The following is a 23,803-nucleotide window of genomic DNA, read 5'->3' as shown; positions in this document are numbered from 1 at the left end:
CCCGAAGGGCGAACCCGGAATCTCGAGATTCCGGGTTCGATGCTAACGCATCGCCCCGGAATGACGGTGATTGTCTTGTTCAATGACGCGCCCGCAGCGCCTCGTCAACCGACGGGCTCGCTTGCGCGATCTGGCGCGCGAGATCGGCGACGCGCTCGACTGCGGCAATATCGGGAGAGGTGAGCCAGCTTGCGTTGAAGGTGAGCGGCGCCATCTTGATGTCGGTATCGAGCAGTTGCAGCCGTCCGTCGGCGAGTTCGTTCTCGACGATGGCTGACGGGATCACGGCAATGCCGAGCCCTTCGATCGCCATGTGGATCACCGTTGCCAGCGAGGCGCTGGCGTGCAGCCGGATCGGCGGCAGGTCCGGCCGTTCGAACACCGCGCGTACGCTTTCGTAAGGCACTGTCTTGCGGGGAAAGGTGATGATCGGAAAGCGCGCCAGGTCGCGCCGCGCCACCGGGCCGTTGCCGAGGCCAAGCGCCGGGCTCGCCAGAAATCCGATCGGATAGTCGCAGAGCACGCGGCTCTGCACGCCCGACGCCGACAGCGGCCCCACCACGAAGGCGAGCTCGATCTCTTGCGCGAGCAGCCGCGCGCTCAAATTCGGCGTGATGTCGACCTCGATTTCGAGCGACAGGTTCGGATAGACCTCGTTGACGCTCTTGACGAGGCGCGTCAGCCAGGTGTGCACGATGGTCTCGGCGACACCGAGCCGCAGCACGCCGCGCATCGCGGAGCGGTCGCCGATCTCCGCCATCATCTCCGAGCGCAGCCCGATCAGCTTCTCGGCATAGACCATCATCTGCCGGCCGCTCGGCGTCGGCGAGGCCACCCGATGGTCGCGGTTGAGCAGCTTCACGCCCAGCTCGCGTTCGAGCTGGGCGATGCGTTGGGAGATCGCCGGCTGGGTCGTGTTGAGCCGCTGAGCCGCCCCACGGAAGCTTCCGAGCTTGACCACCCAGAGGAACGTTTCGATCGACCTGAAATCAAGCATTGGAAGCTTTTTCCTATCCGATAAGTTGGATTTATCGAATTCGATTAGAAAGGAAGATTAGACTTTATAGCACGCTTGGTGTTGGCTGCACTTGTTGAGATATTAGGCAGGTCGATTTAATGACTGTTTTTGTGGCAGTGCAGCAAGCCGGTTACACCGACACCATGCTTCCGAGCCGAGAGGCCCGCTTGGCCTGCCGCAACGGGATGGCTTCGAGTACTGCCGGGGTGGCGAACGGCTTTGTCCAAGGCAACCTGGCCATCCTGCCGGAAAAGCTCGCCGGCGCCTTCCACCGCTTCTGCCAGCTCAACCCGAAGCCGTGCCCGATCATCGGCATGTCTGAAGTCGGCGATGTCAGCATTCCTGCGCTCGGCCTCGACCTCGACATCCGCACCGACGTGCCGCGCTATCGCGTCTGGCGCGACGGCGAGGTCGTGGAGGAGCCGACCGACATCATGCAGCATTGGCGCGACGATCTCGTCGCCTTTGTGCTCGGCTGCTCGTTCTCGTTCGAAGAAGCGCTGATGGACGAGGGCCTGCCGATCCGCCACATCGAGCGCAACGTGCGGGTGCCGATGTACCGCACCAATATTGCCTGCCGCCCAGCGGGCCCGTTCGCGGGACCGATGGTAGTGTCGATGCGTCCGTTCAAACCGGCCGATGCGATCCGCGCGGTGCAGGTCACCTCGCGTTTTCCCTCCGTGCACGGTGCGCCCGTGCATCTTGGCCATCCGCACCTGATCGGCATCGACGACATTGCAAAGCCCGACTATGGCGATCCGGTTCAGGTCGAAGCCGATGAGATCCCGGTATTCTGGGCATGCGGCGTGACCCCGCAGGCGGTGATCGCGAGTGCAAAGCTGCCATTCGCAATCACGCATGCGCCGGGACTGATGCTGATCACCGATCTCAGGAACAAACAATTGGCGGTGCTGTAGAGCATGATCCGAAAAAGTGGAAACCGGTTTTCCGAAAAGATCATGCTGCATGATCCGATTCCGTCTAAATCGGATCGTGCTCGAATGGGCAGCGCCTGCCGTTTCTTGAGGCTTTACCGCAACCGTCATCCGTTTCATTCGATAGCTACGCTTCAATTAAGGGGGAATTTCCGCAAATGACGATCACTCGCCGCAATGTGTTGCTTGGAGCCACCGCTGCCGCCGCGCTCGCGCCGATCGCTGCGCGCGCGCAAACCAGTGAGGTGGTGATCGGCGTGATCTATCCGCTGTCCGGCGCCAGCGCCCAGATTGGCGTCGACGCGCAAAAGGCATTCGAGACCGCGGCCGACATCATCAACAAGAACTATGATTTCGAGCTGCCGCTCGCCAAAGGCGAGGGCCTGTCCGGCCTCGGCGGCGCCAAGGTCCGCCTCGTCTTCGCCGATCACCAGGCCGATCCGCAGAAGGGCCGCGCCGAAGCCGAGCGCCTGATCACGCAGGAGAAGGTCTGCGCCATCGTCGGCACCTACCAGAGCGCGGTTGCCGTCACCGTCAGCCAGATCTGCGAGCGCTACCAGATTCCGTTCATCTCGGCCGACAATTCCTCGCCGAGCCTGCATCGCCGCGGCCTGAAATTCTATTTCCGCGCAGCACCTCATGACGAGATGTTCTCGACCGCGATGTTCGACTTCTTCGATGCGATGAAGAAGAAGGGCACCAAGATCAACACCCTGTCGCTGTTCCATGAGGATACGATCTTCGGCACCGACTCCGGCAACGCGCAGACCAAGCTCGCGGGCGAGCGCGGCTACAAGATCGTTGCCGACATCAAGTACCGCGCCAACTCGCCGTCGCTGTCGGCCGAGGTGCAGCAGCTCAAGGCTGGTAATGCCGACGTGCTGATGCCCTCGAGCTACACCACCGACGGCATCCTCCTGGTGAAGACCATGGCCGAGCTCGGCTACAAGCCGAATGCGATCGTGGCACAGGACGCCGGCTTCTCCGAGAAAGCGCTGTATGACGCGGTCGGCGACAAGCTCGAAGGCGTGATCTCGCGCGGCAGCTTCTCGCTCGATCTCGCCGCCAAGCGGCCGATGGTCGGCAAGATCAACGCGATGTTCAAGGAGAAGTCGGGCAAGGACTTCAACGACTATTCGTCGCGCCAGTTCATGGGCCTGATCGTGATGGCTGATGCCATCAACCGCGCCAAGTCCACCGACGGCGAGAAGATCCGCGAGGCGCTGGTCGCGACCGACATGCCGGGCGAGGTGACCATCATGCCCTGGAAGCGCGTGAAGTTCGACGACATGGGCCAGAACAACGACGCCGATCCGGTGCTGCTGCAATATATCGGCGGCAAGTTCGTCACGATCTTCCCGCCGCAGGCGGCCGTCGCCGAAGCCGTCTGGCCGATGAAGTAACCGGCGCGGGCAGAGGATATAACGTTGTGATGTTGGATTCCACGACAGCCGCACGTTCCGTCATTGCGAGCGAAGCGAAGCAATCCATGCCGGCACGAGGTCGAGCAGTGGATTGCTTCGTCGCTTCGCTCCTCGCAATGACGAATGGCGAGGTCGGTGCGGAGAAACAGCGGTGACAGCCGAGACCATTATCCAGTCGCTGGCGAGCGGCCTCCTGATGGGGCTGCTTTATGGGCTGATCGCCGTCGGGCTGGCGCTGATCTTCGGCCTGATGGACGTCGTGAACTTCGCCCATGGCGAGTTTCTGATGATCGCGATGTACGCGACATTCTTCCTGTTCGCGTTCTTCGCGATCGATCCGCTGTTGTCGGCGCCGCTGGTGGCGGCGGCGCTGTTCGTGTTCGGGGCGATCGTCTATCTGTTGATCGTGCGCTTTGCCGTGCGCGCCAAGGCCAACGCCGGCATGGTGCAGATCTTCTCGACCTTCGGTCTTGCGATCGTGATGCGCGGACTGGCGCAGTTCTTCTTCACGCCGGACTATCGCAGCGTCACCAATTCCTGGCTCGGCGGCAAAACCATCTCGATTGGCGGCATCTTCCTGCCGGAGCCGCAGCTCGTCGGCGCGCTGGTGTCGATTGCGGCCTTCGCGGGGCTCTACTTCTTCATCAACCGCACCGATTTCGGCCGCGCGCTGGAAGCAACGCGTGAGGACGCCGGTGCCGTGGCGCTGGTCGGCATCGACAAGAACCGCGTTTTCGCGCTCGGCTGGGGATTGGGCGCGGCGCTGGTTGGTCTTGCCGGCGCGATTATGGCGATCTTCTTCTATGTCTATCCCGATGTCGGCGCGTCCTTCGCGCTGATCGCCTATGTCACCGTGGCGCTCGGCGGCTTCGGCAGCGTGTTCGGTGCTTTCGCCGGCGGCATCATCGTCGGCCTGGTCGAGGCGACCACGGCGCTGATCCTGCCGCCGTCGCTGAAATCGGTCGGCATCTACGCGGTCTATCTGCTCGTCGTTTTCGTCCGCCCGCGCGGCCTGTTCGGGTCGATGTGATGGACAAGGATTTTACCAGGCGGCGCCGCCGCGAGTTGATCGTCGCCTTTTGCCTTGCGGCCGTCGCCGCGCTGGTGCCGCTGTTCGTGAAGGACGTCTACGTCCAGAACGTCATGGTGCTGACGCTGATGTATGCGGCGCTGTCGCAGAGCTGGAACATCCTGTCCGGCTATTGCGGACAGATCTCGCTCGGCCACGCGCTTTATTTCGGGCTCGGCGCCTACACGACCGCGCTGCTGTTCACCAAGTTCGGCGTGCTCCCCTGGTTCGGCATGCTCGCGGGCGGCGCGCTCTCGGCGCTGATCGCGATGGCGCTCGGCTATCCCTGCTTCCGCCTGCGCGGGCACTATTTCGTCATCGCCACCATAGTCATCGCCGAGATCGGGCTGCTGCTGATCCAGAACTGGGACTGGGCTGGGGCGGCGCTCGGCATCGACATCCCCGTGCGCGGCGATAGCTGGCTGAAATTCCAGTTCACGCGCAGCAAGCTGCCCTATTTCTATTTCGCGCTGGCGCTCGCCTGCGTCGCCTGGTTCGTCACTTGGTGGCTGGAGGATTCCAAATGGGGCTATTGGTGGCGCGCGGTGAAGGACAATCCGGATGCCGCGGAAAGCCTTGGCGTCGTCGTGTTCAATTCCAAGATGGGTGCAGCGGCGGTGTCCGCGTTCCTGGTCGCGGTTGGTGGCAGCTTCTACGCGCAGTTCGTCTCCTATATCGATCCTGAGAGCGTGATGGGTTTCCAGTTCTCGCTCCTGATGGCGCTGCCCGCGGTGCTCGGCGGCATCGGCACGCTGTGGGGGCCGGTGCTTGGCGCCGTGATCCTGATCCCGCTGACCGAACTGACCCGTTCCTTCATCGGCGGTTCGGGACGCGGCGTGGACCTGATCGTCTACGGCACGCTGATCGTGCTGATCTCATTGGCGCTGCCGAGAGGACTGGTGAGCCTGTTCGCATGGCCCAAGTTCTTATGGCGCAAGGCGGCCGTGCGATGACGGCGCTCCTGGAAACCCGTGGCGTCTGGCAGCGGTTCGGCGGCCTCGTCGCCAACAGCGACGTCTCGATCTCGGTCGGCCGCGGCGAGATCGTCGGGCTGATCGGCCCCAACGGCGCCGGCAAGTCGACCCTGTTCAACCTGATCGCCGGCGTGCTGCCGCCCACTCAAGGCTCGATCTGGTTCGATGGCGAGGATGTCACGAGATTGCCGGCGGCGGAACGCTGCCAGCGCGGCATCGGCCGCACCTTCCAGGTCGTCAAAAGCTTCGAGACCATGACGGTCCTCGACAACGTCATCGTCGGCGCGCTGATCCGCAACACGGTCATGCGCGTGGCCCGCCGCAAGGCGCATGAAGTGCTGGAATTCTGCGGGCTCGGCGCGCGTGCCGACGTGCCGGCAAGCGACCTGGTACCATCAGAGAAGCGTCGGCTTGAGGTCGCCCGTGCGCTTGCGACCGAACCAAAACTCTTGCTGCTCGACGAAGTCTTGACCGGCCTGACGCCGGTGGAAGCCAAGACCGGCGTCGAACTGGTGCGCAAGGTGCGCGACACCGGCGTCACGGTGCTGATGGTCGAGCACGTCATGGAAATCGTGATGCCGCTGGTCGACCGCGCCATCGTGCTCGACCTCGGCAAGGTGCTGGTCGAGGGCAAGCCGTCCGAGGTCGTCCGCGATCCGAAGGTCATCACTGCCTATCTTGGGGATCGTCATGCTGTCGGTGCATGAAGTCACCACCGCCTATCAGGGGCTGGTCGCGATCTCCGCCGTCTCGATCGAGGTCGCCAAGCGCGAGATCGTCTGCGTCGCCGGCGCCAACGGGGCCGGCAAGTCGACACTTCTGAAATCCATTGCCGGCGCCGAGCGCCCGCGCTCCGGCACCGTCACCTTCGACGGGGCGCGGATCGATGGCAAGCCGCAGCATATCATCACCGCCGGCGGCATTGCCTTCGTGCCGGAAAATCGCCGGCTGTTTCCGCGTCTGTCGGTGCGCGACAATCTTCGCCTCGGCAGTTATCTCTATCGCAGCGAAGCCAACCGCGACGAGCCGCTCGACCTCGTGTTCAAATTGTTCCCGCGGCTCTCGGAGCGGCTGGAGCAGCGCGCCGAGACGCTGTCCGGCGGTGAGCAGCAGATGCTCGCGATCGGCCGAGCGCTGATGACCCGCCCGCGTCTGTTGATGCTCGACGAGCCATCGCAGGGCATCATGCCAAAGCTGGTCGACGAGATCTTCCAGGCGGTGAAGCGCATCCGCGACGCCGGCATGACCGTCCTGATCGTCGAACAGCGCATGGCCGAATGTCTCGAAATCGCCGACCGCGCCTACATCCTGCAGACTGGCCGTGTGCTGATGCAAGGGCCCGCAGCGGAGATCAGCACCAACCCCGACGTACGCAAGGCCTATCTGGGGCTTTGACGCGGGCCACTGTCCCCGTCATTGCGAGCGCAGCGAAGCAATCCACTTCTCCACACGCGCGGACAAATGGATTGCTTCGCTGCGCTCGCAATGACGAAGCGATAGTTTCTCCGTCATGCCCGGGCTTGTCCCGGGCATCCACGATCTTTCTTTCTTCGGATGCAAAGAACGTGGATGGCCGGGACAAGCCCGGCCATGACGAATTCGGAGAGGCTAGTGCCCGTGCTCCGGCAGCTTTAGCCCGAACACCTTCGTCAAATCCGCCACCTGCTCGGGCGATAGATAGCGCGGGTTCAGACCGCGCAGCAGCAGATAGAGCCTCGCGGTTTCCTCCAGTTCCTCCGTCGCGAACACCGCGGCTTCCAGCGTGTCGCCTGAAACCACCGGCCCATGGTTGGCGAGCAGCACGGAAGAATATTTGCCCGCCAGTCCCTTGATCGCGTCGGCGACCGCGGGGTCGCCGGGACGATAATAAGGCACCAGCGCAGTCTGGCCGCATTTCATCACATAATAGGCCGTCAACGGCGGCAGCGCGGCGCGCGGGTCGATCTCGGGCAGCATCGAGAGTGCCACCGAATGGGTCGAATGCAGATGCACCACGGCCCGCGCCGCACCGCGGGTCTGGTAGAGCGCCGTGTGCAGCGGCACTTCCTTGGTCGGCGCGTCGCCCGAGACCAGCCGGCCATCAGCATCGAGCCGCGACATCCTGGCAGGATCGAGGAAACCGAGCGAGGCATTGGTCGGCGTCACCAGCCAGCCGCCGTCATCAAGCCTCACGCTGATATTGCCTGACGAACCCGGCGTCAGCCCGCGTTCGAACAGCGAGCGGCCGAAGCGGCAGATTTCCTCACGGAGCTTTGTTTCGCTCATGGCAGCCATACCCGTTTCCCGCCTTGTCTCACGCTTTGGCACGGCGGCCAAGCCGTGATACGCAGGGGCAAGACACCAAGAAGAATGTGAGGGACCGCCGCATGCCAGACCAGTCAAAAACCCGCGTTGCCGTGATCGGGCTCGGCTCGATGGGATCAGGCATGGCGACCTCGCTGTTGCGCGCGGGCTTTGCGGTGACCGGCTGCGACGTCTCCGCCGACAGCGTCGCGCGGTTCGTCCAGAGCGGCGGCAAGGGCGCCACGACGCCGAAGGAAGCCGCCGATGGCGCCGACATCGTGGTCAGCGTGGTCGTCAATGCCGCGCAGACCGAAACGATCCTGTTCGGCGAAAATGGCGTGGCCGAGACGCTGCCGAAGGGATCCGTGTTTGTCTCCTCCGCGACCATGGACCCCGATGTGGCGCGGCGCTTGGCAAAGCAGCTCGAGGCGACCGGACGGCATTATCTCGATGCCCCGATCTCCGGCGGCGCCCAGCGCGCGGCGCAGGGCGAACTCACCATCCTCGCTTCCGGCAGCGCGGCGGCATTCGCCAAGGCCCGTCCCGCGCTCGATGCGATGGCGGCCAAGCTCTACGAACTCGGCGATGCGGCCGGGCAGGGCGCCGCGTTCAAGATGATCAACCAGCTCCTCGCCGGCGTGCATATCGCCGCCGCCTCGGAGGCGATTGCGTTCGCGGCCAAACAGGGGCTCGACATCCGCAAGGTCTACGAGGTGATCACGGCCTCCGCCGGCAATTCCTGGATGTTCGAGAACCGCATGCCGCATGTGCTCGACGGCGACTACACGCCGCGCAGCGCGGTGGAGATTTTCGTCAAGGACCTCGGCATCATCCAGGACATGGCTCGGTCAGCGAAATTCCCGGTACCAGTCGCAGCCGCAGCGCTGCAGATGTTTTTGATGACGGCCGCCGCCGGCATGGGGCGCGACGATGACGCCTCAGTGGCGCGGATGTACGCCCGCGTCACCGGCGCCAAGCTGCCGGGCGAACCGAAATAGAGCAGATGAGATCAGGTCGAGTTGTATCCGCGATGAACGCTACGCTCCCTCTCCCGCTTGCGGCAGAGGGCCGGGGTGAGGGTGTCTCCGCGATGGGACTATCCGTGGGGAGAGAGCCCTCACCCGCTGCGCCAAGAGCGCCATAGCCGAAGCCTCGCTTCGGCGTGTCTTAAGAACGGCCGCCGAAGGCGGCCTAGGCTCTCCCGCAAGCGGGAGAGGTGAAGTCAAATCGCATCACGCCATAGCAAACAGAGGTCAGTCGATGCCCCGCTTTGCCGCCAATCTCACCATGATGTTCAACGAGGTTACGTTCCTCGACCGTTTCGAGGCCGCGGCGAAAGCCGGCTTCACCGCGGTGGAGTTCCTGTTTCCCTATGACCATCCGGCGAAGGAGGTCGGCGAGCGGCTGCGCAAGAACGGCCTGACGCAGGCGCTGTTTAACCTGCCACCGGGCGATTGGGCGGCCGGAGAGAAAGGGTTCGCGGCGCTGCCGGACCGGTTTGCCGATCTGCAGGCGAGCCTTGCCACCGCGCTGCCTTATGCGGAGGCGACCGGCGTCAAGCGCGTGCACCTGATGGCGGGGATCGCGGAGAGGAGCGACAGCAGGGCAGTCGAGGCATTTTATAAATCCGTCACATGGGCTGCTGAGTTCTTCGCGCCGCACGGCCTCGACGTCGTGATCGAGCCGATCAATCCGCGCAACGTGCCCGGCTATTTCCTCAACGATTTCGGCTTTGCCAGCGACCTGATCAAAGAATTGAAGATTCCGAACCTGAAGCTGCAGTTCGACATCTATCACTGCCAGATCATCCATGGCGACGTCACGATGCGGCTGCGCGAGATGATGCCGATCATCGGCCACACCCAGATCGCCAGCATCCCCTCGCGCAACGAGCCCGATGGCGAAGAGCTGAACTACCCGTTCCTGTTCGATGAGCTCGACCGGCTCGGTTATGCCGGCTTCGTCGGCTGCGAATATAATCCGCGCGGCAAGACCACCGATGGCCTCGGCTGGTTCAAGCCCTATGCCGGAGCAAAAGCATGACGCTCGCGCTTGGCTGCATCGCCGACGACTACACCGGCGCCTCCGATCTCGCCAACACGTTGACCCGCGCCGGCCTGCGCACGGTGCAGACGATTGGCGTGCCCTCGGACGATCTCGCTCTGCCCGAGGTCGATGCGGTGGTGGTCTCGCTGAAGAGCCGCTCGATCGAGGCGAGCCAGGCGGTCACACGCTCGCGCGCGGCGGAGAAATGGTTGCGTAGCCGCGGCGCGGAGCATGTGCTGTTCAAGATCTGCTCGACCTTCGATTCCACCGACGCCGGCAATATCGGCCCGGTGATGGATGCGCTGCGCGAAGATTCCGGCGACAACATCGTGCTGGTCACGCCGGCATTTCCGGAAACCGGCCGCACTGTATACCAGGGCAATTTGTTTGTCGGCTCGGTGCCGCTGAATGAAAGCCCGCTCAAGGATCATCCGCTCAACCCGATGCATGACTCGAACCTGGTGCGGGTGCTGGCATGCCAGAGCAGCACCAAGGTCGGGCTGGTCGACCTTGCTACCATTGCGCGTGGCGCCGACGCTGTTCGCGCGCGTCTTGCCGATCTTGCCGCCGGCGGATTTGGCGCCGCCATCATCGATGCTGTGTTCGACCGCGACCCCGGCATCATCGGCACTGTGGCGCTGGATCATCGCGTTTCGGTCGGCGCTTCCGGGATCGGGCTCGGGCTTGCCCGGGCGCTGGTTGACTCGGGCAAAGTCAGGCCGGAGGCCGCGAGCGCGACGGCCGAGGCGCTGGTCGGAGGGCCAGCCGCCTGTCTCGCCGGAAGCTGCTCGCAAGCGACACTGCAGCAGATCGCCAATGCCGAGCGCAGCATGGCCGTACTTCATCTCGATCCCGAGCGGATCGTGACCGGCAAGGATGAACTCCATCGCGCGCTCGCCTGGGCGCGCGACCGGATCAGCGAAGGGCCGGTGCTGATCGCCAGCAGCGCCACGCCCGACGAAGTCGCAGCTCTGCAGTCCCGTCATGGGCGTGATGCAGCAGGGCATGCCATCGAGCAGGCGATGGCAGATATCGCGGAATGCCTCGTTGAAGACGGCGTGCGTCGATTGGTGGTCGCCGGCGGTGAGACGTCAGGTGCCGTGGTCGATCGTTTGCGAATCCCAGGTTTCCTCGTCGGCGCCGAGATCGCCGCTGGTGTGCCAGTGCTGCGTGCGGTCGGCGCGAACAAAGGTGAGATGCTGCTTGCTTTGAAATCAGGCAATTTCGGCGGCCCGCAATTTTTCTCGGACGCGCTTGCGCTGATGCGCTGATCGCGTGTCGCGTCGTTCATTTGTTAGTGACGGTTTTCGCCTACCGTAACTCTACGGAGGGACAAATTAACGCGACCTCAGAAGTTGCGCGGTTTGATCGCCAGTAAGGCATCCTTCTAGACCAAACCAAAGCACCTTGCATCACCCGACGCGCCCGACACGCGCAACACCAAGAGATTTTCAGATGTTCGCCAAATACTCGATCCGCGCCAAGATCATCACCGTGGTTGCGCTGCTGCTCGTCGCAATGACCGGCATGGGGCTCCTCGCCGTCCGCAACATGCAGGCGATCAATGCCAATACGGTCGACATCACGACGAGCTGGCTGCCGAGCGTCCGGGTGCTCGGCGAGCTTCGCGCCAGTGTCATTACCTACCGCAACGTGATCCGCGAGCATATGCTCTCGGAAACGCTCGAGGAGAAGTTGGCGGCGGAGAAGACCCTGGTCACCGTTGTTGAGGGCGACATAAAGGCCCGCAAGAGCTATGAAGCGATGATCACCTCCCCGGAGGAGCGGGCGCTTTACAATCAATGGTCTGAAACCTGGGATCGATACAAGAAGGGCACCGAAGAGGTGATGGCGCTGTCGCGCAGGGATGTCGGCAAGATCCCGCATGACGCCCATGAGCTGAACAGCAAGACCGTGAACAAGATCGGGCTCGACGCCGACGCGGTTCTCCTCAAGGACATCGAACTCAACAAGACGGGCGCCGACAAGGCTGCGGAGGACGCCGCCGCCAACTACTCTTCCGCCTTCGCGATACTCGCTTTCATCCTCTTGGCCGCGGTGCTTGTTGGCGCGGTCGTCAGTTTCCTGCTGATCCGCGACGTCTCGGCTGGGATCGCTTCCATCGTCAAGCCGATGCAGGCGCTCGGAAATGGAGACCTGACCGCCGAAGTCCCGCACCAGGGTGAGAAGACCGAAATCGGCACGATGGCCGATGCGCTCCAGGTGTTCAAGGAAGCCCTGATCGCCAAGAGGGCCGCCGACGAGGCTGCAGCCGCCGACGCCGAAGCCAAGATCGAGCGTGGCCGCCGCGTCGACGCCATCACCCGCAATTTCGAGACCATGATCGGCGAGATCGTCCAGACCGTCTCTTCCGCCTCGAGCCAGCTCGAAGCCGCGGCCGGCACGCTCTCCTCGACCGCCACGCGCTCGCAGGAATTGACCACCGCGGTCGCCTCCGCCTCGGAAGAGGCGTCCACCAATGTGCAGTCGGTGGCGTCCGCGACCGAGGAGCTGTCATCCTCCGTCACCGAGATCAGCCGCCAGGTCCAGGAATCGGCGCGGATGGCGGGCGACGCCGTCGGCCAGGCCCGCAGCACCAATGACCGTGTCAGCGAGCTCTCGAAGGCGGCGGCGCGGATCGGCGATGTCGTCGAACTCATCAACACGATCGCGGGCCAGACCAACCTGCTGGCGCTGAACGCGACCATCGAGGCGGCGCGCGCCGGCGAGGCCGGCCGCGGCTTTGCGGTGGTCGCCTCCGAAGTGAAGGCGCTGGCCGAGCAGACTGCGAAAGCCACCGGCGAGATCGGCCAGCAGATCACCGGCATCCAGGCCGCCACCCAGGACTCGGTGAACGCGATCAAGGAAATCAGCAACACCATCGAACGGCTGTCGGAAATCTCCTCGACCATCGCCGCGGCGGTGGAGGAGCAGGGCGCGGCCACCCAGGAAATCTCCCGCAACGTCCAGCAGGCCGCCCAGGGCACCCACCAGGTCTCGGCCAACATTACCGACGTGCAGCGCGGCGCGACCGAGACCGGTTCGGCCTCCACGCAGGTGCTGTCGGCAGCAAAGGCGTTGTCCGGCGACAGCAGCCGCCTCAAGGTCGAGGTCAGCAAGTTCCTGGATTCGGTACGGGCGGCTTAATTACTTAATTAGTTGCGATAATTCCCGGCCGCGGTTCACTCCGCGGCGGTCCGGCCCGGCAGCTATGTCGAGGATGTGAACGCGGATTGCGTCGCGCAAAGTTGGCTTTTGGCCCGTTTTTCGCTAGATCGACGCTTGTGAATTGGCCTGTAGGGGCGCCAATCCCCCGTTCATTTTACGGGTTCCGGGGAATAACTCGTCAATGGTTGCACTGGTCCGTATCGCGCTGAGCCGGCCGTATACGTTTGTCGTGCTCGCGCTGCTTCTCCTCATTGTCGGACCGCTCGCTGCCCTGCGCACGCCCACCGATATCTTTCCCGACATCCGCATCCCCGTCATCGGGGTGGTCTGGCAGTACACTGGCCTGCCGCCGGACCAGATGTCCGGGCGCATCACCACGCCATTCCAGCGCGCGCTGACGACCACCGTCAACGACATCGAGCATATCGTCGCGAATTCCTACAACGGCTTCGGCATCATCAAGATCTTCTTCCAGCCGAATGTGGACATCCGCACCGCCAACGCCCAGGTCACGGCGATCTCGCAGACGCTTTTGAAGCAGATGCCGCCGGGCGCGACGCCGCCTTTGATCCTGAACTACAGTGCCTCCACGGTGCCGATCATCCAGGTCGCGCTGTCAGGTGAGGGGCTGACCGAGCAGAATCTCGCCGATATCGGCATCAATCAGCTCCGCACGCCGCTCGTCACCGTGCCCGGCGCCGCCATACCCTATCCGTTCGGCGGCAAGCAGCGACAGGTACAGATCGACCTCAATTCCACGGCGCTGCAGGCGCGCGGCCTGTCGGGGCAGGACGTGGCCAATGCACTCGCTGCACAAAATCTGATCACGCCGGTCGGCACGCAGAAGATCGGTCAATTCGAATACAACATCCAGCTCAACAACTCGCCGCTGAAGATGGAGGATCTCGGCAACCTGCCGATCAAGACCGTCAACGGCGCCATGGTCTATGTGCGGGACGTCGCCACCGTGCGCGACGGCAACCCGCCGCAGACCAACATCGTCCATGTCGACGGCAACCGCTCGGTGCTGATGATGGTGCTGAAGGCGGGCGCGATCTCGACGCTCGATATCATCGCGGGCATCAAGCAGAAGGTGATCGACGTCCAGGACCAGCTTCCGGACGCGCTGAAGATCGGCTTCATCGGTGACCAGTCGGTTTTCGTCCGCGGCGCCATCACCGGCGTCGCCTTCGAAGGCGTGATCGCCGCATTGCTGACCAGCGTGATGATCCTCTTGTTTCTCGGGAGCTGGCGATCGACCATCATCATCGCGGTCTCGATCCCGCTCTCGGTGCTCGGCGCCATCATCATGCTGTCGGCGATCGGTGAGACGCTCAACATCATGACGCTCGGCGGATTGGCGCTCGCGGTCGGCATCCTCGTCGATGACGCCACTGTGACGATCGAGAACATCAATTACCATCTGGAGCAGGGCAAGCCGGTCGAACAGTCGATTCTCGACGGCGCCAACCAGATCGTCACGCCGGCGTTTGTGTCGCTGCTCTGCATCTGCATCGTGTTCGTGCCGATGTTCTTCCTGACCGGCGTTGCGCGCTTCCTGTTCGTGCCGATGGCGGAAGCGGTGATGTTCGCGATGATCTGGTCGTTCATCCTGTCGCGCACGCTGGTGCCGACGATGGCGAAATACCTGCTGCAGCCGCATGTGCATCACGAAGGCGGGCTGCCGCCGACGCGCAATCCATTCAAGCTGTTCCAGCGCGGCTTCGAGGCGCGGTTCGAGCGCATCCGCCGCGGCTATCGCGACATGCTGGCGATGGCGCTCGGACACCGCGCCGTCTTCGTCACCGGATTCCTCGGCTTCGTCGCCGTGTCCATGCTGCTGGTGCCGTTCCTGGGACGCAACTTCTTTCCCGCGGTCGACGCCGGCAACATCCTGATGCACGTCCGCACCCAGGTCGGCACCCGCGTCGAGGAGACCGCCAACCAGCTCGCCGAGGTGCAGAAGGCGATCCGCAAGATCATCCCGCCCGAGGAGATCGACACGCTGGCCGACAACATCGGCATGCCGATTTCCGGCATCAACATGACCTACAACAACACCGGCGTGATCGGTCCGCAGGACGGTGACATCCAGGTCAAGCTGAAGGAAGGCCACAGGCCGACCGAGGAACATGTCCAGGCGTTGCGCGAGCAGTTGCCGCGGATGTTCCCCGGCATCGGCTTCGCGTTCCTGCCCGCCGATATCGTCAGCCAGATCCTGAACTTCGGCGCGCCGGCGCCGATCGACCTGCAGATCCGCGGCGCCAATCTCGACGCCAATTTCGCCTATGCCAACAAATTGCTGAGCCGGATCCGCCGCATTCCCGGCATTGCGGACGCGCGTATCCAGCAATCGCCGAACAGCCCCACCTTCAATATCGATGTCGACCGCACCCGCGCGCAATATGTCGGGCTGACCGAGCGCGACGTCACCAACAGCCTCGTCGTCAATCTCGCCGGCAGCTCGCAGGTCGCACCGACCTATTATCTCAATCCGGACAACGGCGTGTCCTATTCGATCGTGATGCAGACGCCGCAATACCAGATCGACTCGCTGAGTGCGTTGCAGACGTTGCCGATCACCGCGAGCAACAACCCACAGTCGCCGATCCTGGGCGGCATTGCCGACATCACGCGCTCGACCTCGAGCGCGGTCGTTTCTCAATACGACATCCAGTCCATGGTGCAGATCTACGCCACCACGCAGGGCCGCGACCTCGGCGCTGTTGCCACCGACGTGCGGGCGCTGATCGCCGAGACCGCAAAGGACGTGCCGAAGGGAAGTTCGGTGGTGCTGCTCGGTCAGGTGCAGACCATGAACAGTGCGTTTTCGGGCCTTTTGTTCGGCCTGCTCGGCGCCGTCGTGCTGATCTATCTCTTGATCGTCGTGAACTTTCAATCCTGGTCCGATCCGTTCGTGATCATCACCGCGCTGCCGGCGGCGCTCGCTGGCATCGTCTGGATGCTGTTCACCACCCAGACCACGCTGTCGGTGCCGGCGCTGACCGGCGCGATCATGTGCATGGGCGTCGCCACCGCCAACAGCGTGCTCGTCATCAGTTTCGCCCGCGAGCGCTACGAGCAGCTCGGTGATCCTATTGCCGCCGCGCTTGAGGCCGGCTTCGTGCGTTTCCGCCCGGTGCTGATGACGGCGCTAGCCATGATCATCGGCATGGCGCCGATGGCGCTCGGACTGGGCGAGGGCGGCGAGCAGAACGCCCCGCTCGGCCGCGCCGTGATCGGCGGCCTGATCTTTGCAACGTTCGCGACGCTGATGTTTGTTCCCGTCGTCTTTAGTATGGTACACAAGAAGCAAGGCGCCAGCGCCGCCGCCGCACCGGAGATGTCGCATGCCCACTGACCAACGCCCGCCGGTCTCGCGCTGGAAACTGGGCATTTTCGGGCTTGCCGCCGGTGTCGGCCTGGTCCTCGTCGTCATCACCGGCATCCGCGCCCGCGAGGAGCAGGGCACCAAGCTCAAGGAATGGACCGATAATCAGGCCATCCCGAGCGTCGCGGTGGCGCCGCCCAGCGCCAAGGTGCTCAATCCCACGATCGACCTGCCGGGCCGGCTGGAAGCCTATTATCGCGCCCCGATCTTCGCGCGCGTGTCCGGTTACCTGACGAGCTGGAGCGTCGACATCGGCGCCCGCGTCAAGGCCGGGCAGGTGATCGCCGAAATCGAGGCGCCCGACCTCGACCAGCAATTGCTGCAGGCCAGGGCCGATCTCGCCAGCCAGCAGGCCAGCGCCAAGCTCTCCGAAGCGACGCTGACCCGGCGCAGGTCATTGCTCGCCTCCAACTTCGTCTCGATGCAGGAGATCGACGAGCGCACCGCCGATCTCTCCAACAAGAAAGCCGCCGTCAATTCCGGCCAGGCCAATGTCGAGCGGCTGGAAGCGCTCGCCGGCTACAAGAAGATCACCGCGCCCTTCGACGGCGTTGTCACCGAGCGCAACACCGACGTCGGCGCGCTGATCAATGCCGGCGGCAATGCGGGGCCGGCGATGTTCATCGTCTCCGACATCTCTAAGCTGCGCGTCTATGTGAACGTGCCGCAGAATTTCGTGCCGTCGATCAAGATGGGCGCCAAGGCCGTCATCACGCTGCCGGAGTATCCGAACCGCACCTTCACGGCGACGGTGGAGGCCTCCTCGCAGGCGGTCGATGTCAGCTCGGGAACGACGCGCATGCAGCTTGCGCTGGACAATTCGAACGGTGAATTGATGCCCGGCGGCTATGCCAATGTGAAGCTGACGTTGCAGCGCGACACCATTCCGCTGCACATCCCCGCCAGCGCGCTGATCTTCGACAGCAACGGCCTGCGCGTTGCGACCGTCGGCGCCGATGACAAGATCCTGTTCAAGAAGGTGACGATCGCCCGCGACCTCGGCAAGGAGATCGAGATCGCCTCCGGCCTCACCGGTGACGACCGCATCATCATCGCCCCGCCCGACGGCATCAACGACGGCGACCAGGTCCGCGTGGTCGGCGGCGGCGCAAAGAAGCCGACCACGGCCTCCGAAAAGCAGGACGTGAAGGGGTAGGGGCGGTGGCGCTCCCTCCTTCGTCATGCCCGGGCTAGACCCGGGCATCCACGCTTTGCATCCGCGACCAAAAACGTGGATGGCCGGGACAAGCCCGGCCATGACGGAAAGAAAAGATAAGGCTCAAGCCACCCGCCACTCCGGGACGCCATCATTCGCCATGACGATATCGCCCGTCGTGCCCACCGGCGTGCGCTCCATGCTCAACAGATGCGCCAATGTCTTCGCATCGTTCGCAGGCACGCGGCCGAGCGTGCGGCGGTCGTCTTCGGTGCGCAACATGACAACGCCGTGTTCGACCTCGCCATTGCCGCGGTAGATCACGGTGAAGCTCTCGACTTTGCCCTTGCCGCTGGCCTCGGCGACGAATTCGGGCACCTTGCGGCGGTTGCGGTCTGCCTCACGCTGCACGCTGGTATCCTGCTTGAGCGCCTCCTTCGGCGCCGCGCGCGATAGCACCAGGCCATGATGCTTGGTGACGAAGCCGCCCTGGCCGTAGAGCAGGCCGAGCTTGGCACCACTACGGAGCTTGCGCACCATCGCGCAGGCTGCGTGCGTCATGTAGGTGTTGAGCGGCGCGCCGAAGAAGGTGAGCCCGCCGGTGACCGTCGGCTGCACGTCGGGGCCCAGGCCCAGCGTGCGTCGCGCCATCTTGGGCACGCAGGGGAAGCAGCTATAGAGCTCGATCGCGTCGAACTTCTTGCCGGCGCCCTCGACGAGGTCCATCACTGCCTTGAGCACCGCGGTCTGCGGATGACTCTCGAAGAACTGGTCGCGCACGAGATAGTCGCGCGGCTCCTCCGCCGACGCACCGCCGAGCGGATAGATTAATCGGTCTTCCGGAATGCCGGCCTCACGCGCCTTGGCGAGGCTCGTGAGCAGCAGCGCGCCGCCCATGTTGACGGTCGGATTGGCTACCATCAGCTTGGTGTAGGGCCAGGCGATCAGCCGGTTCTCCGGCGTCGGCGTGGTGATCTCCTCCGGCGTGAAGCGCTTCTTCAGCCACGAATTCGGGTTCTCTGCCGCAACGCTGGAATAGGTTGACCACAGCTCGCCGGACTCGGCTAACGCCTCGCGCGGCGTCTGTCCCCAATGCGCTGACGTAGCGGACTCATAGAGCGGATAGACCGTGATCGGCCTGAACACGCCGAGCTTCACCGCCAGCGGCTTCTGGAACGCGGCCCCGCGCTTCGGCTCCTCGACATCATGAGCGAACGGCGTCCACGGCAGCGCGATGCCGCCGCGATCCGCCTTGGTCGCGGTCGACTGCGCCTCCGCGCCGCACACCGCCGCCACGCTGCATTCGCCGCGCGCGATCCGCTGCGCCGCTTCGTGCAGATAGCGGATCGGGCTCTCGCCGCCGACCGGGCCGTAATAAAGATGCGCCGGCTTGATACCGAGCCTTTCGGCGAGCTGCTTCTCCGGATCGCGATAGCGCCAGCTCAGGAAATTGACGACGTCGAGCGACTGGACGTCACCAAGCAGCTTCGCCCCGCTGTCGGCTTCGGCGCGCTTGAGCGCTTCTTCAAGCAGCGCGAGTGGCTCCAGGCCGGCGGCGATGTCCTTCGGACGGTCGACGCTCTCGCCGACGCCGACGATGACGGGGATGCGGTCTTCGGAGGTGCTATTGGACATTTCTTCTCGGTTCATTTTCGACATTGGGCTTGCTGCCCGTTGTACTCGTCATTGCGAGCGAAGCGAAGCAATCCATCTCACAACTTGCGGAAACGTGGATTGCTTCGTCGCTTCGCTCCTCGCAATGACGGCACTATTCCGCCAACAGCGCATTCATGTGTTCCACCGCCTCGATAAAATCTTCCTTGAATTCCTGTACCACGGCGCCCGCCGATTTCACGCCGTCGATCAGGCCGACGCCCTGGCCGACAAAGTAGCTGACGAGATCGCGCGCCTTCTCGTTGCCGGCGGCCGCCGCGCGGTCGATCGAGTTGAAGGCGTCGCGGCTGATGATGCTCTGTAGCGGCATCGGCAGCGCGCCAGGGCTGTCGGGTGAGCGGTCCCAGGCATCGGTCCAGACCGAGCGGAGTTGCCGCGCCGGCTTGCCGGTGCGTCCCTTCGAGCGCACCGCGTCGCGCGAGGACGCTGCGATCATCTTCTCGCGGAAGATTTCCGTGGTCTCGGATTCCACGGTCGCGAGCCACACCGAGCCGGTCCAGACGCCGGCGGCGCCCATCGCCATCGCGGCCGCCATCTGCCGCCCGGTCATGATACCGCCCGCGGCCAATACCGGCACATCGCGGATCGGCTTGATCGCCTTGATGACCTCCGGCACCAGCACCATGGTCGAGACCTCACCGCAATGGCCGCCGGCCTCGGTGCCCTGCACGACGAGGATGTCGACACCGGCCGCGACCTGGCGCAGCGCGTGCTCCTTGGCGCCGACGAGCGCTGCGACCGGCACGCCGTGCTTGCGGCCCATGTCGATCATCTCCTTCGGCGGCACACCCAGCGCATTCGCGATCAGCTTGATCGGATGCTTGAAGGAGACTTCCAGCAATTCGAGCGCGCGCTGTGCGTCGAATGGCTGCGGCTGGTTGTCGGCAACAGCGGTCGTCGTCAGCTCGATGCCGTATCTCTTCAGGAGGCTGCGGGTGAAGTCGCGATGCGCGGGCGAGATCCGCTGCTCCAGGCTTTTCCAGGTGACATTCTTCTCGCCGGCAGTCGAGATGTTCTCGGGGATCAGCACGTCGAGCCCATAGGGCTTGCCGTCGACGTGGTCGTCGATCCATTTCAGTTCCTGCTCGATGCTTTCAGGCGAATGCACGGTCGCGCCCAATACGCCAAATCCGCCGGCGCGGCTGACGGCGGCCACCACGTCGCGGCAATGGCTGAAAGCGAGCAGAGGAAATTCGATGCCCAGCATGTCGCAGATCGGCGATTTCATGGCTGCGTTCTCTCTCCCGGTGGCAGCTTCACGCTGCTTTTCTTGCTTTGATCATCAAGACGCTAGCGCATTAGTAGGCCCATGCAAAGCGCGGCAACAAGCACAAGCGCGGCAACGATCACAACGTCATCCTGAGGAGCGGCCGTAAGGCCGCGTCTCGAAGGATGGGCCGCAGGCGCGATCTCGGCCTACATGGTTCGAGACGGCGCTGCGCGCCTCCTCACCATGAGGGTCGACGGTGTTCCACGTGGCAGAATATCGCGGCACGCTTTGTCTCTTGCGCTTTGGCGCGTCGCAGAGAATGCTGGCCAGTAACGAAAAGGATCTGCAAGGGAGCCTGCGTCCATGTCCGCCTCGCCATCCGCTTCCGCAACTCCTGCCGCTCATTACGACGTTGTCGTGGTCGGTGCCGGTTTCGCCGGCATGTACATGCTGCACCGGTTGCGAGGTCTCGGCTTTACGGCGCGGGTGTACGAGCAGGGCAGCGGCGTCGGCGGCACCTGGTACTGGAACCGCTATCCCGGCGCGCGCTGCGACGTCGAGAGCATGCAGTATTCCTATTCATTCTCCGAGGAGCTGCAGCAGGAGTGGGATTGGAGCGAGCGCTACGCGCCGCAGCCGGAAATTCTGCGATACGCCAACCATGTCGCCGACCGCTTCAACCTGCGTTCTGACATTCAGTTCGATACCCGCGTCGATGCGGCCGCGTTCGACGAGACCAGCAAGCTCTGGTCGGTGACCACCTCCGACGGTAAGACCGTCACCGCCAAATTCGTGGTGCTTGCCACCGGCTGCCTGTCGAATGCGCGCAAGCCCGACATCAAGGGCCTCGATCGGTTCGAGGGCCAAGTCTATCACACCGGCCATTGGCCGCATGATCAGGTGGATTTCACCGACTTGCGCGTCGGCGTGATCGGCACTGGTTCATCCGGGATACAGTCGATACCTGTGATCGCCGAGCAGGCGCGCCATCTCACCGTGTTCCAGCGCACCGCGAATTTTTCGATCCCCGCTCGCAATGCCAAGCTGCTAGATGAAGAACGCGCATGGTTTCGCGCGAACTATCCGGAGATCCGGCGCGTCGAGCGGGAAGTGGCGCGCAACGGCATCTATACCGACCTGCCTGATCGTGGCGCCCTCGATGATGGCGAAAACGAGCGCCGTGCCAAATACGAGGCGCGCTGGCAGCGTGGCGGGCTCACGTTCATGTCGGCCTACAACAATCTCGCCCTGGAGCAGGCCGCGAACGATACCGCCGCGAACTTCGTGCGGGAAAAGATCGCAGAGATCGTCAAGGATCCCGAGGCCGCAAAACTGCTGCAGCCGAACAGCCATCCGATCGGCTCCAAGCGGATCTGCGTCGACACCGATTATTTCGCGACCTTCAACCGGCCCAATGTGACGCTGGTCGACATCAGGAGCAATCCGATCGAGGAGATCACGGAAGGCGCCGTGCGCACCACGGCAGGCGAATATCAGCTCGATGCGCTGGTGCTGGCGACCGGCTTCGACGCGATGACGGGATCGGTGGCAAAAATCGACATTCGCGGCCGCGACGGATTGACGTTGAACCGGAAATGGGCGGAGGGACCGCGCACCTATCTCGGCCTGATGAGCGCCGGCTTTCCGAACCTCTTCATCATCACCGGTCCCGGCAGTCCGTCCGTGCTGTCGAACATGATCGTCTCGATCGAGCAGCATGTCGATTGGATCAGCGATTGCCTCGACCATATGCGAGAGCGTGAACTCGACACGATGGAGGCGACCAGGGAGGCCGAGGATAAATGGGTGGCGCACGTCAACGAGGTTGCCCACACCACGCTCTATCCGCAGGCCAATTCCTGGTACATGGGCGCCAACATTCCCGGCAAGCCGCGGATCTTCATGCCCTATATCGGCGGCGTCGGAGCCTACAGGCAGATCTGCGACGAGGTCGCGGCGAAGGACTATGACGGCTTTGCGATGACAGGCGTGGAACGGCGGCAGCGGGCGGCCGCATCCTGAATCCACTTTCGTAGGGTGGGCAAAGCGAAGCGTGCCCACCATATCCAATGCACTTGAGCAGGGTGGGCACGCGCCTGCGCGCCTTTGCCGACCCTATGCCTTGCGCTAATACTCGCGCCTTCCGCGCTGGAGCCCCGACCAATGACCGATGCACCGACCTATGAGCCGCCGAAAGTCTGGACCTGGAACAAGGAGAATGGCGGCCGCTTCGCCAGCATCAACCGTCCGATCGCCGGGCCTACGCATGAGAAAGAACTTCCCGTAGGGAAGCATCCGTTGCAACTTTATTCTCTGGCGACCCCTAACGGCCAGAAAGCCACGATCATGCTGGAAGAGCTGCTCGCGCTCGGCCATTCCGGCGCCGAGTATGACGCCTGGCTGATCAGGATCGATGGCAACCAGTTCGGCAGCGGCTTTGTTGCGGTCAATCCGAATTCCAAGATTCCGGCGCTGCTGGACCGCAGCGGGCCGGAACCGATCCGCGTATTCGAGTCCGGCGCGATCCTGATGCACCTTGCCGAGAAGTTCGGTGCATTGCTGCCGACCGGTGGCCAGGCTCGCGCCGAGTGCCTGTCATGGCTGTTCTGGCAGATGGGCAGCGCGCCGTTTCTTGGCGGCGGCTTCGGCCACTTCTATGCCTATGCGCCAACCAAAATCGAATATGCCATCGACCGCTATGCGATGGAGGTGAAGCGTCAACTCGATGTGCTGGATCGTCGTCTGGCGGACAACGAATATCTATCCGGTAGCGAATACACGATCGCCGACATCGCGGTCTGGCCGTGGTACGGCGGGCTGGTGAAAGGCCTGCTCTATGGCGCAGGCGAATTCCTGTCGGTGCATGAATACAAGAACGTGCAGCGCTGGACCGATCAGATCGCAAAGCGTCCGGCCGTGAAGCGCGGCCGCATCGTCAACCGCATCTCGGGCGATCCCGCAAGCCAATTGCACGAGCGCCACGACGCCAGCGATTTCGAGACCAGGACGCAGGACAAGATTGGGGCGGCTGCGGCATCGTAACCGGCGTATGGCGGACTAGCGAAGCGTAATCCGCCATAGGCCTGCGCCACGAACACCGCCGTCATTCCGGGGCGTCCGAAGGACGAACCCGGAATCCATCGGGCCGCAGGCGCACGTGGAGAAATGGATTCCGGGCTCGATGCTGCGCATCGCCCCGGAATGACAGCGCCGTCATTGCGAGCGAAGCGAAGCAATCCACGCCTCCACAAGCCGCGCTATGGATTGCTTCGCTCCGCTCGCAATGACGATGTGGCTGCTTTCGGTGCGACATAACAGCCCGACGGGCAAATCAGCCGAAAGCCTGTCCATCCCTCGCACGAAAAATATTCCGCTTTCGCCGTCGGGCAAATCAGTGATTTAACTCCGCGCGTCTCACGCGAATGAGGGGCGGATCGCGATCGTCACGTTGCGGT

18 protein-coding genes are annotated in these 23,803 nt (G+C 63.6%); 14 read left to right on the top strand and 4 right to left on the bottom strand.

The window, feature by feature from the left end; translation table 11 throughout:
* Positions 1 to 79 precede the first annotated feature (79 nt).
* Positions 80 to 997, bottom strand: a complete 918-nt coding sequence (locus CWO89_RS19145; RefSeq protein WP_130580306.1) for a LysR family transcriptional regulator — start codon at positions 995 to 997, stop codon at positions 80 to 82.
* A gap of 119 nt (positions 998 to 1,116) precedes the next feature.
* On the opposite strand from CWO89_RS19145, the gene CWO89_RS19140 reads away from it, so the two are divergent.
* The 6 genes from CWO89_RS19140 (at position 1,117) to CWO89_RS19115 (ending at position 6,815) form a co-directional block, all read left to right on the top strand.
* A complete protein-coding gene (locus CWO89_RS19140) occupies positions 1,117 to 1,935 on the top strand; it encodes a putative hydro-lyase (RefSeq protein WP_130580305.1) in 819 nt (272 codons plus the stop codon).
* Positions 1,936 to 2,111: 176 nt separating this feature from the next.
* On the top strand, positions 2,112 to 3,356 hold the full coding sequence (locus tag CWO89_RS19135; RefSeq protein ID WP_130580304.1) for an ABC transporter substrate-binding protein: 1,245 nt from the start codon (positions 2,112 to 2,114) through the stop codon (positions 3,354 to 3,356).
* A gap of 172 nt (positions 3,357 to 3,528) precedes the next feature.
* Positions 3,529 to 4,407, top strand: a complete 879-nt coding sequence (locus CWO89_RS19130) for a branched-chain amino acid ABC transporter permease (protein ID WP_130580303.1) — start codon at positions 3,529 to 3,531, stop codon at positions 4,405 to 4,407.
* Complete coding sequence (locus CWO89_RS19125) at positions 4,407 to 5,399, top strand: branched-chain amino acid ABC transporter permease (protein ID WP_130580302.1); 993 nt, start codon at positions 4,407 to 4,409, stop codon at positions 5,397 to 5,399. The genes CWO89_RS19130 and CWO89_RS19125 overlap by 1 nt, the downstream gene beginning before the upstream one ends.
* Positions 5,396 to 6,127 carry an ABC transporter ATP-binding protein gene (locus CWO89_RS19120; RefSeq protein ID WP_130580307.1) on the top strand — a complete coding sequence of 244 codons (732 nt, stop codon included), beginning with the start codon at positions 5,396 to 5,398 and terminating at the stop codon, positions 6,125 to 6,127. Before CWO89_RS19125 ends, CWO89_RS19120 begins: the two co-directional genes overlap by 4 nt.
* Positions 6,111 to 6,815 carry an ABC transporter ATP-binding protein gene (locus CWO89_RS19115; protein ID WP_130580301.1) on the top strand — a complete coding sequence of 235 codons (705 nt, stop codon included), beginning with the start codon at positions 6,111 to 6,113 and terminating at the stop codon, positions 6,813 to 6,815. Before CWO89_RS19120 ends, CWO89_RS19115 begins: the two co-directional genes overlap by 17 nt.
* 213 nt (positions 6,816 to 7,028) lie before the next feature.
* On the opposite strand, the gene otnC is transcribed toward CWO89_RS19115, so the two are convergent.
* On the bottom strand, positions 7,029 to 7,685 hold the full coding sequence (gene otnC, locus CWO89_RS19110; protein WP_463702556.1) for a 3-oxo-tetronate 4-phosphate decarboxylase: 657 nt from the start codon (positions 7,683 to 7,685) through the stop codon (positions 7,029 to 7,031).
* 86 nt (positions 7,686 to 7,771) lie between these two features.
* On the opposite strand from otnC, the gene ltnD reads away from it, so the two are divergent.
* The 6 genes from ltnD (at position 7,772) to CWO89_RS19080 (ending at position 17,464) form a co-directional block, all read left to right on the top strand.
* Entirely contained in the window at positions 7,772 to 8,701 is a 930-nt protein-coding gene (ltnD, locus tag CWO89_RS19105; protein WP_394568182.1) for an L-threonate dehydrogenase, read from the top strand.
* A 262-nt stretch (positions 8,702 to 8,963) separates the two neighbouring features.
* Complete coding sequence (gene otnI, locus CWO89_RS19100; RefSeq protein WP_130580299.1) at positions 8,964 to 9,746, top strand: 2-oxo-tetronate isomerase; 783 nt, start codon at positions 8,964 to 8,966, stop codon at positions 9,744 to 9,746.
* Complete coding sequence (gene otnK, locus CWO89_RS19095; RefSeq protein ID WP_130580298.1) at positions 9,743 to 11,020, top strand: 3-oxo-tetronate kinase; 1,278 nt, start codon at positions 9,743 to 9,745, stop codon at positions 11,018 to 11,020. The genes otnI and otnK overlap by 4 nt, the downstream gene beginning before the upstream one ends.
* A 184-nt stretch (positions 11,021 to 11,204) precedes the next feature.
* Positions 11,205 to 12,896: a methyl-accepting chemotaxis protein gene (locus tag CWO89_RS19090; RefSeq protein ID WP_130580297.1), complete on the top strand. Its 1,692-nt coding sequence runs from the start codon at positions 11,205 to 11,207 to the stop codon at positions 12,894 to 12,896.
* 202 nt (positions 12,897 to 13,098) lie between these two features.
* Positions 13,099 to 16,278: an efflux RND transporter permease subunit gene (locus tag CWO89_RS19085; protein ID WP_130580296.1), complete on the top strand. Its 3,180-nt coding sequence runs from the start codon at positions 13,099 to 13,101 to the stop codon at positions 16,276 to 16,278.
* Positions 16,268 to 17,464: an efflux RND transporter periplasmic adaptor subunit gene (locus CWO89_RS19080; RefSeq protein ID WP_130580295.1), complete on the top strand. Its 1,197-nt coding sequence runs from the start codon at positions 16,268 to 16,270 to the stop codon at positions 17,462 to 17,464. The genes CWO89_RS19085 and CWO89_RS19080 overlap by 11 nt, the downstream gene beginning before the upstream one ends.
* A gap of 123 nt (positions 17,465 to 17,587) precedes the next feature.
* Here CWO89_RS19080 and CWO89_RS19075 read toward each other — a convergent pair whose 3' ends face one another.
* Together CWO89_RS19075 and CWO89_RS19070 are read right to left on the bottom strand one after the other, a co-directional pair.
* Positions 17,588 to 19,099, bottom strand: a complete 1,512-nt coding sequence (locus tag CWO89_RS19075; RefSeq protein ID WP_130580294.1) for an acetyl-CoA acetyltransferase — start codon at positions 19,097 to 19,099, stop codon at positions 17,588 to 17,590.
* 133 nt (positions 19,100 to 19,232) lie between these two features.
* Positions 19,233 to 20,366 carry a nitronate monooxygenase gene (locus CWO89_RS19070; protein ID WP_130580293.1) on the bottom strand — a complete coding sequence of 378 codons (1,134 nt, stop codon included), beginning with the start codon at positions 20,364 to 20,366 and terminating at the stop codon, positions 19,233 to 19,235.
* A gap of 345 nt (positions 20,367 to 20,711) precedes the next feature.
* Between CWO89_RS19070 and CWO89_RS19065 the strand changes: the two genes are divergently transcribed.
* Together CWO89_RS19065 and yghU are read left to right on the top strand one after the other, a co-directional pair.
* Positions 20,712 to 22,370: a flavin-containing monooxygenase gene (locus tag CWO89_RS19065; protein WP_130580292.1), complete on the top strand. Its 1,659-nt coding sequence runs from the start codon at positions 20,712 to 20,714 to the stop codon at positions 22,368 to 22,370.
* A 141-nt stretch (positions 22,371 to 22,511) separates the two neighbouring features.
* On the top strand, positions 22,512 to 23,390 hold the full coding sequence (gene yghU, locus CWO89_RS19060; RefSeq protein ID WP_130580291.1) for a glutathione-dependent disulfide-bond oxidoreductase: 879 nt from the start codon (positions 22,512 to 22,514) through the stop codon (positions 23,388 to 23,390).
* Positions 23,391 to 23,803 lie beyond the last annotated feature (413 nt).

The sequence above is a fragment of the Bradyrhizobium sp. Leo170 genome (assembly GCF_004296405.1).
Taxonomy (GTDB): domain Bacteria; phylum Pseudomonadota; class Alphaproteobacteria; order Rhizobiales; family Xanthobacteraceae; genus Bradyrhizobium.
Note: the sequence above shows the minus strand (reverse complement) of the source record. Positions and strands in the feature narration are given on the sequence as shown.